The organism is Arsenophonus sp. PmNCSU2021_1 (assembly GCF_036919435.1).
Taxonomy (GTDB): Bacteria; Pseudomonadota; Gammaproteobacteria; order Enterobacterales; family Enterobacteriaceae; genus Arsenophonus; species Arsenophonus nilaparvatae.
In genome coordinates this window covers 34,894-46,794 of sequence record NZ_JAZHPL010000011.1, presented here as the reverse complement: position 1 = coordinate 46,794, position 11,901 = coordinate 34,894, and the positions used below count along the sequence as shown (strand labels likewise).

Below are 11,901 nucleotides of genomic sequence, written 5' to 3'. Positions count from 1 at the left end.
GTTAAAGAGCGTCCGACCTGAGCCGCGAGGTGGCGTATATTACGCTTTTCACCTTAATTTTCCTTTTCGCTTTTATTCATCAATTGATGGGTAAATTGCGTTAACGGGATGGCATTATAGTTTGATTTTAGCTTTGTACAAGTACTTTTTTGAAAAAAATAAATTTGCTTTATTTATGAACAATACTGTTATTTTTTTATTGCCGATTTTTTATTTTATTAGGTAAATCTGCCAGGCTATTTATAATCCAATCAGCAGACTTTTTATCATCTTCAGTGACAGATTTTCCTTTAGTTACCAATACATTAGTACCAATATGTGCTTCTTTACCGGCTTGCATATCAGAAAGCTTATCGCCCACCATGTAAGAGGCCTTCATATTAATATTAATTTGTTTTCGCGCTGCCAATAGCATACCAGCTTTCGGCTTACGGCAATCGCATATTTGTTTATATTTTTGTTCAATTGCATCAGGATGATGAGGACAATAATAAATACCATCAAGCTCAACGCCACGATCAATAAGAGACCAATCCATCCATTCTGTCAGTTCAAGAAATTGTGCTTCGGTGAAGAATCCTCTTGCAATACCTGATTGATTAGTAACAAGAATCAATGCATAGCCCATTTTTTTTAATTCAAGCATTGCTTCAATTGCGCCTTCGATAAACTGAAAATTATCTATTTCATAAACATAACCATGATCGAGGTTAATAGTACCATCACGATCGAGGAAAATTGCCGGAATACTTTGACTCACCACATTACTCCATTAAATTTAACTTTGTTCATTATATGAAAAGCAGCTAAATAAGAACAAGAGTCGTATTTATATTTTTGTTGACTCAGACGTCTAGACACCTTAACATCCGTGTTAAATATAGTCGAATTTTCTTACCACTCTATTTCCATTATTTAGTAGATCACAATAATGATAAGACTTTCTAACATTAATAAAATTTTTCACCAAGGAGCACATGCAATTCACGCATTAACCAATATTAATCTGCATGTTCCTCAAGGCCAAATTTACGGAGTTATCGGTGCTTCCGGTGCCGGAAAAAGTACGCTAATTCGTTGTGTCAATATGCTTGAACGCCCAACGACAGGTGAAGTATTGATTGATGGGCAAGCGTTGACAGATCTTTCTGAAAAACAATTAATCTTAACGCGTCGTACTATCGGCATGATTTTCCAACATTTCAATCTACTTTCATCACGCAATGTTTTCGATAATATTGCCTTACCTCTAGAACTAGATAACACGCCAAAAGCCGAGATCCATCAACGCGTAACAGAGTTATTAAAGCTAGTCGGTTTAGTAAATAAAAAAGATGCCTATCCAACCAGTCTATCTGGAGGACAGAAGCAACGCGTTGCTATAGCTCGCGCTTTAGCCAATTCGCCTAAAATATTATTATGTGATGAAGCGACAAGTGCATTAGATCCAGCAACAACCCGTTCTATTCTTGAGCTATTAAAAGATATTAATCGACGTTTAGGTTTAACCATCTTGCTTATTACTCACGAGATGGATGTTGTAAAACGTATATGCGATCAAGTCGCGATTATCAGTGAAGGGCTTTTAATAGAACAAGATAGCGTCAGTGAGGTATTTTCTCATCCTAAGACACCAATTGCGCAAAATTTTATTAAATCAACATTCGTATTAGATATTCCAGAAGATTATCAAACGCGTTTGCAGATGATGCCAGCGCCAGATTTATCGCCATTATTGAAATTGGAATTTACCGGTAAGTCAGTAGATGCACCATTAATTTCAATGGTTGTTAGAAAATTTAATATCGACATCAATATATTGAGCTCACAAATAGATTACGCCGGTGGTGTTAAATTTGGTTTTATGCTTGCTGAATTTCATGGTCTTGACGAAGGTATTGAAAAATCAATTACTTTTTTAGAAGAGCACCATGTAAAAGTGGAGATCTTAGGTTATGTTTGAAAAAATGATCATTCTGCTACTAAATGGTACGTTAGATACACTTATCATGACTTTTGTGTCGGGATTTTTGGGGTTTTTATTGGGGCTTCCTATTGGCATATTACTTTATGTGACCCGCCCCGGGCAAGTTATGGAAAATCTTACCCTTTATCGAATAGTGTCTGCATTGGTTAATGTGTTTCGTTCCATTCCATTTATTATTTTATTGGTTTGGATTATTCCATTAACTAAATTAATTGTCGGCACATCTATCGGTATTCAGGCCGCGATCGTTCCGTTAACTATTGGTGCAGCACCTTTCATTGCCCGTATGGTTGAAAATACGCTGTTAGAGATCCCTAATAGCTTAATTGAAGCTGCTCGTTCAATGGGTGCAACGCCGCTACAAATCATTGGTAAAATTCTGTTACCTGAATCTTTACCCGGTTTAGTCAATGCAGCGACCATTACTTTAATTATGTTAGTAGGTTACTCTGCAATGAGCGGCGCAGTGGGTTCTGGGGGACTGGGTCAGATTGCTATGCAATACGGCTATTATACCTATAACCCAACTGTTATGAATACGGTTCTTGCTTTACTGATTATTTTGGTTTTTGCTATTCAATTTGTTGGTAATCACGTAATGAAAAAAACCCGTAAATAAAATTTTTGCTTAAAAACACTAAGATTTAGTCTTATAGAGGTAATTATGTCTATCAAAATAAAAACTATCACCGCTGTTGCAGTGCTATTAAGCATATTAGTTTTTAGTGGCTGTGGTGAAAAAACAGAAAAACCTAATCACATCAAAGTGGGTGTCACTATGGGGAAAGAGTTAGCAGTGGCTGAAGTCGCACAAAAAGTTGCCAAAGAAAAATATCAGTTAGATGTTGAATTAGTTACCTTTAATGATTTTGTATTGCCAAATGAATCTCTGGACAAAGGCGATATTGATCTCAATGTATTTCAACATAAACCTTATTTAGAGCAACAAATTAAAGATCGCAATTATAAATTAGTCGCTGTTGGAAACACCTTTATTTATCCTATTGCGGCTTATTCTAAAAAAATTAAATCTGTTGAACAACTACCTGATGGAGCCCAAATCGCGATCCCGAATGATCCTACCAATTTAGGACGTTCACTATTGTTGCTACAAAAACAAGGGTTAATCAAAGTAAATGCCAGTGCCGGTTTACAACCCACTATATTGGATATCACCGAAAATCCAAAAAAGCTAAACTTTATTGAACTTGAAGCACCGCAATTACCCCGTAGTTTAGATGATCCGAAAATTGCACTAGCGATTATTAATTCAACTTGGGCTAGTAGCGCCGAACCTAAATTAACGCCTGCAAAAGATGGATTGTTCGTTGAGGACAAAAATTCACCTTATGTAAATCTCATTGTGAGTCGTGAAGATAATAAAGATAACGAAAATGTGAAAAAGTTTGTTAAAGCCTATCAATCCGAAGAAGTAGCTGAAACAGCCAATAAAATTTTTGACGGTGGTGCTATTCCAGGCTGGTGATCGCTTTTTCAAAAAAAATAACATTATAATAAAACCAGCGGATTATATTCGCTGGTTTTATTATAAATTTTATACAGTCAATTGTTTCTATTATTATGGCTAAAACTGATTTGTAGTTCTATTTGATTTCTTTAATAAGGAATTTATATGCGCCTATTACTCTGTTGTCTTACACTCTGTATCTCAGGCTGTAATGTACTTTCTCCAGCTGAATATAATAAACCAGATAACTCGCTAAAAAATCCAAAAAATATTATCAAAAAAAATCACCACAAAAGCGCTCTGTGGTAAAAATTATTGATAAAACAGAAGCATTACTGGGTAAACCGATCTGGGCATTGTTTCCGGTATTTCATGCCAACCTAATCGACAAGATCCAAGTGTAAGTATTCCCGTAGCGAAAAAAACATGCTGAAAAAGGCCTCTTCTCTCGGCCCGAATAGCGTGTTATTGCACCGTTGTGAAATAATTAGTACACCAGATTGTGATCAAACTGCTATTTGTGAAGGCTCTGCGCTGAATATTATTAATGGATAATTTTCAATTTAACATGATTGGGGTGATAGAATCACCTTATAAAGAAAAATTTGCCATCCCGAGACAACCAGGCTTAATTGATGATGGACAGGGTTATTTGCGCCTATTTCCGCCTTATAATCATCCTGATGCTGTTCGTGGATTAGAACAATTTAGTCATATTTGGCTTATTTTCATTTTTCATCAAACCATGACTGAAGGTTGGCGTCCATTAGTAAGGCCTCCCCGTTTAGGCGGTAATACCAAAATGGGTGTTTTCGCCACTCGTTCTCCATTTCGTCCTAATCCAATAGGTATATCATTAATAGAATTGAAAAATTTAATTATCCGTGATAACGAAGTAGGTTTAGCTTTAGGTAGTCTGGATTTAGTTGATGACACCCCTGTGATTGATATAAAACCCTATCTGCCGTTTGCGGAATCTTTACCAAAAGCGGTTGCTGGATTTGCCCAAGCTGCACCGGCCAGTGAAATGAAAGTGTTTTTTCAGCTGCTGCCCAAAAACAGTTGATTGAGCAACAAACCCGCTATCCTTTCCTTGAGCGTTTTATTCATCAAGTTTTAGCGCAAGATCCACGTCCAGCTTATAAAAAAAGCGAAGCTGACGAAAAAATCTACGCTGCCCATTTGCTTGATTTTAATGTTAGATGGCAGGTTTCAGCAAATATCACTGCCGTTCTCGATATAGATACGCTAAAAAATTAAGTTATCTCTTTAGACATTAGCAACTCGCTGGTAGACTAGAGGATAATTTTGTTTTAATGGTTGGTTAATACCAACTGGAAGTAATTCGTTGTTGATGGAAGCTAATAATGCGTACAAGCCAATATCTTCTCTCTACTTTAAAAGAGACTCCCGCCGACGCAGAAGTGATCAGTCATAAGCTGATGCTTCGCGCAGGTATGATCCGTAAACTTGCTTCAGGGCTATATGACTGGCTACCAACCGGTGTTCGTGTGCTGCGCAAAGTTGAGAACATTATTCGTGAAGAAATGAATCGCGCGGGTGCAATTGAGATTTCCATGCCGATAGTTCAGCCAGCAGATTTATGGCAAGAAAGTGGGCGTTGGGAGCAATATGGCCCAGAGTTACTTCGTTTTGTTGATCGTGGTGAACGACCTTTTGTGTTGGGCCCGACTCATGAAGAGGTAATTACCGATCTTATTCGTAATGAAGTGACTTCTTATAAGCAGCTGCCGTTAAACCTTTACCAAATCCAAACAAAATTTCGTGATGAAGTAAGGCCACGTTTTGGTGTGATGCGCTCCCGTGAGTTTATTATGAAAGACGCTTATTCTTTTCATACCGATCAAAACTCTCTGCAACAAACTTACGATGCAATGTACAAGGCATATAGTACAATCTTTACCCGTATTGGCTTCAATTTTAGGGCAGTACAAGCAGATACTGGCTCTATTGGTGGCAATGCTTCGCATGAATTTCAGGTATTTGCTGATAGTGGTGAAGATAATATTGTTTTTTCTACCGCTTCAGATTATGCCGCTAATATTGAGCTGGCAGAGGCAATTTGTCTTACGGAAGAACGTGCAGCACCGGCTGAAGATATGCGTCTTATAGATACCCCTGACGCCAAAACTATTGCCGAGCTAGTTAATCAACATAATTTACCTATTGAAAAAACAGTTAAAACCCTAATTGTCAGTGCAGCAAAAGAGAGTGGTCATCAGCTTGTTGGCTTATTGATCCGTGGTGATCATGAATTAAATGAGATCAAAGCAGAAAAACATCCTCTGGTTGCAAGTCCACTGAAATTCGCAACAGAAGAAGAAATACGTGCAATCCTGCATGCAGGTCCCGGTTCATTAGGCCCGGTTAACTTGCCAATACCAGCAATTATCGACCGCAGCGTTGCCGTGATGAGTGATTTTAGTGCCGGCGCCAATATTGATCATAAACACTATTTTGGTATCAATTGGCAACGGGATCTACCTTTACCCGACGTTTATGATCTACGCAATGTAGTCGATGGCGATCCTAGTCCCGATGGTAAAGGAACTGTTCAAATTAAACGTGGAATTGAAGTTGGCCACATTTTTCAACTAGGAACCAAATATTCTGAAGCAATGAAGGCCAGCGTTCAAAATGAAGATGGCCATAATCAAACGGTAACGATGGGATGTTATGGTATCGGTGTCACTCGGATTGTAGTAGCAGCAATTGAACAGAGCCATGATGATAAAGGAATTATTTGGTCTGATGCGATCGCACCTTTCCAAGTTGCTATTTTGCCTATGAATATGCATAAATCCTATCGCGTTAAAGAAGTTGCTGAAAAACTTTACTGTGATTTGCAAGCCAATGGCATTGATGTCATTTTTGATGATCGCAAAGAACGGCCTGGTGTGATGTTTGCTGATATGGAGCTTATTGGAATACCTCATACCATCGTGATCGGTGATCGTAATTTAGATGACAACAAGGTTGAATATAAACAGCGGCGAGATAATGAGAAAGAATTTATTGATCTTGTTGAGATAGTTGATTTTCTAAAAACAAAACTTAACTAATCAGCTTTATTGATGCAAAATGCCCTGCTAAAAATAGCTGGGCATTTGATATATCTGATAATTAGTGAGAGTGACAAGTACGCAGTTTATCAAATTTAATCTCGGCGGTCTGGATCAAGGTTGCAACAATGACCCTGTACACGATTCTGTGTAAATGCCTTTTCTCAGTAGTGACCGTCCAGGCGGTCACCGAACTCGATAATAAAGCGGCTCATCGCCATACGCCAGTCCCTAAGCGGCATTGTCCATTTCTGTGACGCCGCCTGGATTGCCAGCCACACCACCTTTTTCACTGCGTCATCCGTCGGGAACACCTTACGCTTTTTGATGGCATGCCGGATCACGCTGTTCAGCGACTCTATGGCATTCGTTGTGTAGATCACCTTGCGGATGTCTGCCGGGTAAGCGAAGAACGTCGCCAGGTTGGCCCAGTTTGTCTGCCAGCTCCGGCTTATCTGCGGGTAGCGGCTGTCCCATGCGCTGGCGAACGCTTCCAGCGCCTGCTGGCCTGCTTCTTCCGTGGAAGCCTGATAGATGGCTTTCAGGTCGCGAGTGACGGCTTTGTAGTCCTTCCAGGAAACGAACCGCAGGCTGTTACGCACCATATGCACGATGCACAGCTGAATGCGGGCTTCCGGATACACGGTGTTGATGGCGTCCGGAAAGCCTTTCAGACCGTCGACACAGGCGATGAGGATATCGTTCAGACCACGGTTTTTTAGTTCTGTCAGCACACTGAGCCAGAACTTCGCGCCCTCGTTTTCGGCCAGCCAAATCCCAACAGTTCTTTCTGACCTTCGATGTTGATACCCAGGTGTCGCTACCAATGTAAAAATGATCCACTTGCTAATGTAAAACTGATCCACTAAGAGTAAATATGGCAGTTTTAAGGTACTGCCGATGATAACATTGGAGATCAGAGTGGAAATTTCTGTTTTACATCGCCAGGGTATGTCTATACGTGCGATTGCGCGACGGCTTTCATGCTCAAGAGTAACCGGGAGGCGATATCTTCGTAGCACTGAAGCGGCGGCGAATATGCGTTATAAATCGAGAGCGCCTAGACCCGGTAAGTTGGATCCCTTCAAGGTATATATTCTCAAACGCGTAGAGGCGGCCAGACCTGATTGGATACCGGCCTGCGTATTGCTACGGGAGATCCGTGAACGAGGCTACACAGGCAGCTATAGCTTGCTGACCGCTTTTCTTCATCCTATGAAAAAAACCGTTATTGAAGATGTTGTCCGCTTTGAGACTGAACCCGGTGAACAGATGCAGGTTGACTTCACGATTATCAGACAGGGGAAGAATCCTTTGATGGCATTCGTTGCCACGTTAGGCTGGAGTCGCTCCACTTTTGCACGAGTTTCGCACAAAACTAATTTGGGTACGCTAATAAAACACGGATTTGCTCAGTAATAGCACTTTTGATTACGTCCCAATTTTGTTGATAAAGGGTTATTTTTTCAGATATACGACGTTTATGTTGTTCAAACCACGCAGAAATAGCGAGAAAAATATGATTTCTTTGCGCTCGGCTCGTGCGAGCCTGACAGCGTTCAATACCACAGTTTTGTTTAACTTCTCGATGATAAACTTCAACAGACCAACGGGCATCCATGATAGATTTGACGTATTGACGGGTGGGATTCTCTTTGTTTGTTACTATGTAATCAATACGGCCGTTTTTGGCTGTAAATTTGAAAACGGTTACCCAACCATATCCTCGCAAGTGTATTGACGTTCCTTCTTCTGAGATGTCTAACTTGTTCAGTTGTTTGTTATGGTTAACAATCCTATTTTTCCTCAGCGTGGTTACCCAGATCCAACCATGAGAGCGAATTGATTTCAGGTTATCCAGGCTAGAATACCAAGCATCCATCACTACGGCTTCTGGCATGATCCCTCTTTTTTTAGCAAGAGTGAGCATTTCGGAAAAGTGCGTCTTTTTTGTTTTTCCATCAGAATCTTTATCATAAATAAGATAATTGATAGGAATTGATTCAACCTTCGTCAGATCATGCCAAAGCAAATTAACTAAACCTATGCCAGCAATAACATCATGTTCATTACCTGAATATTGATAATGGACCATCACTATTTTTTTACTACGTGTTTTGGCAATCAATGTATCATCGGCAATTAGTACGCAAGGGCTTTTTTTGTCTATAGAAGGTTCAACTAATCGCCATAGGTCTTTAGGTCTAAAACATCTACTTTTTAGCCATCGGCTAACAGTGTCATGAGATAAAGGCGATGGGCTTACTTCTGATAACGCTAAACCAGAGTATCTTAAACTGCTTACTTGTAAGAATGTTTTATAGATATCTTTAATACATGGATAACCCGACAAAATATGAACACCCTGATTTTTTCTTGTTTTTAAATTTATACTTCTTTTTTGGAGATTGCGAAACTCGTGTTTTGTTAGGTTTTACACCTGTCAAAATTCAGCAGCCTGGGGCGACGGGATTGAGTCAGCCCTACAGTATTTTGGCGGTACCCCTCGTCAGCTGCTATTTGATAATGCGAAGACCATTATCATTGAGCGTGATGTTTATGGTCCTGGTAAACACCGCTGGAACCCACAGCTTATCAAGCTTGCCGAAAAATATGCTTTCAGTCCGAAAGTCTGCCGTCCATACAGGGCGAAGACTAAAGGTAAGGTTGAACCTTTTAATCACTATCTTAAGAACAGTTTCATTGTTCCACTAACCGCGTCATTTCGTCAGGCAGGGCTTACTTTGGATGCTACCGCCGCCAACTCACGTATTGGAGACTGGCTGAGTACAATAGCTAATGTACGTAAACACGGCACTACGGGTGTATCGCCGGAAGAGCGCATGCTACAAGAACGCTTGGCACTGTTGCCGCTGCCCAAAGTCATGCAAGCATTTCCTTTACCGATACATCAGACTCGCCCCATTCCTATCGAGAGCCTACAACATCCTTTGTCCGTCTATCAGTCGATTCTGGAGATGCCGATATGAGTCTTCAGTATGAACGCATCGAAAAATTCTGCCAGCAGCTTAAACTGGACAGACTAAGCACAGAGTGGCCAGCTGTAGCGCAAGGAACTGTCGACAAGAACGGTACACACGCTGACTTTCTAGAGTCTGTTTTTCGACTCCAGTATGAAGGACTTACTGAACGTCGGCGTCAAACGATACTCCGTTTATCTGGGCTGCCAGTGATAAAGACGTTGGAGCAGTTTGATTACAAATATGCCAGCGGTGTTCCCCGTAACCAAATACAGGAACTGGCTGGACTGGCTTTTATTGAGCACCAGGAGAATATCGTGTTGCTAGGTCCGTCTGGTGTCGGTAAGACCCACCTTGCTACTGCCATCAGCTATAGGGCTGCGATGCAGGGATTAAGCATCCGTTTTCTAACTGCGGCGGACATGATGTTGCAGCTGCTTACCTCTCATCGACAAGGTGACCTTAAAGGATATCTTACCCGAGTTATCAGTAAACCTAGACTATTGATTATCGATGAAGTTGGCTATTTGTCACCGATCATGCAAAACTGATCCACTTGGTATTATTCGCACATTTTTGTACGGATAATTTATGTTAACCAAGGAGATATTTGTGGATATTCATGTTCGCTTTGCACAAGGACAAAGCCTTCGAAAAATTGCCCGTGAATTGGGCATATCCCGTAACACCGTAAAACATCATTTACAACAACAGACAATGCCAACTTATGCTAAAAGAAGTCAACAACCGACTAAATTAGCACCCTTTAAACCTTATTTGCTTCATCGAATTGAACTGGCTAAACCTGATTGGATCCCTGCAACAGTCTTATTTGATGAAGTAGTTGAAAGCGGCTATCAAGGCGGTATTGCTCAATTACGCCGATTTGTTTGTCAATTTAAACCAAGCATTGTTCCCGAAGCTGTCGTCCGTTTTGAAACACAGCCAGGTCAACAAATGCAAATCGACTTCACCAGCATCCGGCGAGGTAAAAAATCACTAAAAGCGTTTGGTGCAACGCTAGGCTATTCGCGTACGAGTTATGTAAAGTTCTTTGATAATGAACGAGCAGAATCCTGGCAACAAGGTTTACGAGAAGCTTTCGACTATTTTGGTGGTGTACCACAGGAAATATTGTGTGATAACGCAAAATCCCTCATCATCGAACGGGATGCTTATGCAGAAGGTGAACATAAATTACATGTCGAAAGATTACGGGTTTAAATTGTGTGCTTGCAAGCCCTACAGGGCAAAAACTAAAGGGAAAGTAGAGCGCTTTAACCACTATTTAAAAAACAGCTTTATCGTACCATTAAATACCGACCTTCGTGCTCATAATCTTGAACTGGATATTGAGATAGCTAATGCAAGAGTGGGGCCCTGGTTACAACGCGTTGCCCATCAGCGGATTCATGGAGAAACGTTAGAGAAGCCAGCAGATAGACTAGCTAAGGAAGTTAAGTATCTTCTACCCTTACCAGCAAGGGTTTGCCAATCTATCCCGCAGACTGATACGCTTAATATCCGTATCGTACCGCCCCTTGAATCTGTCAGTTTGCAACACTCAATCAGCGTATACGAAGCATTGCTGGGAGGTGAACATGTTATTGCATGAACAAATTGAACACCTGTGTGAGTCATTGAAATTAAATTCTATTCCGACTCATTGGTCATCACTTGCCGAACAATGCATTGCCCAAGACAAAAGCTACGGAGAGTTTTTACTGTCCCTATTAAAATGTGAGCAACAACAACGAGATGAACGAACCCGTAATCTTTTGAGTCGGATGGCAGGATTCCCAGCACATAAAGAACTTAATACGTTCGATTTTAAGTTTGCAACGGGGATCCCCAAACAACACATACAGGAATTAAGCGCATTAACGTTTATTGAACGTAATGAAAATGTCGTGTTGCTTGGCCCAAGCGGTGTAGGCAAAACGCATTTAGCTATTGGGTTAGGATTAAAAGCAGTACAGGCCAAGAAGAAAACCCGCTTTACCACGGCAGCTGAACTGATGTTGCAACTCTCAACTGCCAAACGACAAAATAAGCTCAAACAATATCTATCACGTTCGGTGATGCCCCGAAATTGTTGATTATCGATGAGATTGGATACCTGCCGTTTGGGCGAGAAGAAGCAAACCTGTTTTTCAATGTGATTGCCAAGCGTTATGAGCATGGCAGTGTCATATTGACGAGTAACTTATCATTTGGGCAATGGCCAAATGCTTTTGCTGATGACGCAACATTAACTGCCGCTATGCTTGATCGTTTACTTCATCATTCGCATGTACTGCAATTAAGCGGTGAAAGCTATCGATTGAAAGATAAGCGGCGCTCAGGAGCAATGACTGAGTAAAAGTGGATCAATTTTGATTG

9 protein-coding genes and 5 pseudogenes are annotated in these 11,901 nt (G+C 40.7%); 11 read left to right on the top strand and 3 right to left on the bottom strand.

Features of this window, described 5'->3' with window-relative positions; all coding sequences use genetic code 11:
• Nucleotides 1–196 precede the first annotated feature (196 nt).
• Nucleotides 197–760: a D-glycero-beta-D-manno-heptose 1,7-bisphosphate 7-phosphatase gene (gene gmhB, locus V3224_RS25670; protein ID WP_334473298.1), complete on the bottom strand. Its 564-nt coding sequence runs from the start codon at nucleotides 758–760 to the stop codon at nucleotides 197–199.
• 171 nt (nucleotides 761–931) lie between these two features.
• Between gmhB and metN the strand changes: the two genes are divergently transcribed.
• The 6 genes and pseudogenes from metN (at nucleotide 932) to proS (ending at nucleotide 6,538) form a co-directional block, all read left to right on the top strand.
• Nucleotides 932–1,963, top strand: a complete 1,032-nt coding sequence (gene metN / locus V3224_RS25665) for a methionine ABC transporter ATP-binding protein MetN (protein ID WP_334473296.1) — start codon at nucleotides 932–934, stop codon at nucleotides 1,961–1,963.
• Nucleotides 1,956–2,606 (top strand): methionine ABC transporter permease MetI, encoded by a 651-nt coding sequence (gene metI, locus V3224_RS25660; protein ID WP_334473295.1) that lies wholly within the window; start codon nucleotides 1,956–1,958, stop codon nucleotides 2,604–2,606. The genes metN and metI overlap by 8 nt, the downstream gene beginning before the upstream one ends.
• A 45-nt stretch (nucleotides 2,607–2,651) precedes the next feature.
• On the top strand, nucleotides 2,652–3,473 hold the full coding sequence (locus V3224_RS25655; RefSeq protein ID WP_334473294.1) for a MetQ/NlpA family lipoprotein: 822 nt from the start codon (nucleotides 2,652–2,654) through the stop codon (nucleotides 3,471–3,473).
• 405 nt (nucleotides 3,474–3,878) lie between these two features.
• Nucleotides 3,879–4,010, top strand: a pseudogene (gene rcsF, locus V3224_RS30355) (Rcs stress response system protein RcsF); the annotation flags it as partial.
• Nucleotides 4,003–4,715 (top strand): annotated as a pseudogene (tsaA, locus tag V3224_RS25650) (tRNA (N6-threonylcarbamoyladenosine(37)-N6)-methyltransferase TrmO). The pseudogenes rcsF and tsaA, both read left to right, overlap by 8 nt.
• Before the next feature lie 107 nt (nucleotides 4,716–4,822).
• Nucleotides 4,823–6,538 carry a proline--tRNA ligase gene (gene proS / locus V3224_RS25645; protein ID WP_334473291.1) on the top strand — a complete coding sequence of 572 codons (1,716 nt, stop codon included), beginning with the start codon at nucleotides 4,823–4,825 and terminating at the stop codon, nucleotides 6,536–6,538.
• 164 nt (nucleotides 6,539–6,702) lie between these two features.
• On the opposite strand, the gene V3224_RS25640 is transcribed toward proS, so the two are convergent.
• Nucleotides 6,703–7,404 carry an IS256 family transposase gene (locus tag V3224_RS25640; RefSeq protein WP_442891021.1) on the bottom strand — a complete coding sequence of 234 codons (702 nt, stop codon included), beginning with the start codon at nucleotides 7,402–7,404 and terminating at the stop codon, nucleotides 6,703–6,705.
• A gap of 34 nt (nucleotides 7,405–7,438) precedes the next feature.
• Here V3224_RS25640 and V3224_RS25635 point away from each other — a divergent pair.
• Nucleotides 7,439–7,921, top strand: a pseudogene (locus tag V3224_RS25635) (helix-turn-helix domain-containing protein); the annotation flags it as partial.
• Here the strand turns inward: V3224_RS25635 and V3224_RS25630 are convergent.
• Nucleotides 7,917–8,891 carry an IS701 family transposase gene (locus tag V3224_RS25630; RefSeq protein WP_334473287.1) on the bottom strand — a complete coding sequence of 325 codons (975 nt, stop codon included), beginning with the start codon at nucleotides 8,889–8,891 and terminating at the stop codon, nucleotides 7,917–7,919. The pseudogene V3224_RS25635 and the gene V3224_RS25630 overlap by 5 nt on opposite strands.
• Nucleotides 8,892–8,946: 55 nt before the next feature.
• Between V3224_RS25630 and V3224_RS25625 the strand changes: the two genes are divergently transcribed.
• The 4 genes and pseudogenes from V3224_RS25625 (at nucleotide 8,947) to istB (ending at nucleotide 11,881) form a co-directional block, all read left to right on the top strand.
• Entirely contained in the window at nucleotides 8,947–9,528 is a 582-nt protein-coding gene (locus tag V3224_RS25625) for a hypothetical protein (protein WP_442891019.1), read from the top strand.
• On the top strand, nucleotides 9,525–10,070 hold the full coding sequence (locus V3224_RS25620) for an ATP-binding protein (protein WP_334473285.1): 546 nt from the start codon (nucleotides 9,525–9,527) through the stop codon (nucleotides 10,068–10,070). The genes V3224_RS25625 and V3224_RS25620 overlap by 4 nt, the downstream gene beginning before the upstream one ends.
• A 40-nt stretch (nucleotides 10,071–10,110) precedes the next feature.
• Nucleotides 10,111–11,134, top strand: a pseudogene (istA, locus tag V3224_RS25615) (IS21 family transposase).
• Nucleotides 11,121–11,881, top strand: a pseudogene (gene istB / locus V3224_RS25610) (IS21-like element helper ATPase IstB). Before istA ends, istB begins: the two co-directional pseudogenes overlap by 14 nt.
• The last annotated feature ends 20 nt before the right edge of the window (nucleotides 11,882–11,901 follow it).

Bases quoted from the DNA above. Each gene is read 5' to 3' on its own strand.
- metN (WP_334473296.1), top strand. From the start codon at position 932: ATGATAAGACTTTCTAACATTAATAAAATTTTTCACCAAGGAGCACAT.
- proS (WP_334473291.1), top strand. From the start codon at position 4,823: ATGCGTACAAGCCAATATCTTCTCTCTACTTTAAAAGAGACTCCCGCC.
- V3224_RS25620 (WP_334473285.1), top strand. From the start codon at position 9,525: ATGAGTCTTCAGTATGAACGCATCGAAAAATTCTGCCAGCAGCTTAAA.
- V3224_RS25655 (WP_334473294.1), top strand. From the start codon at position 2,652: ATGTCTATCAAAATAAAAACTATCACCGCTGTTGCAGTGCTATTAAGC.
- metI (WP_334473295.1), top strand. From the start codon at position 1,956: ATGTTTGAAAAAATGATCATTCTGCTACTAAATGGTACGTTAGATACA.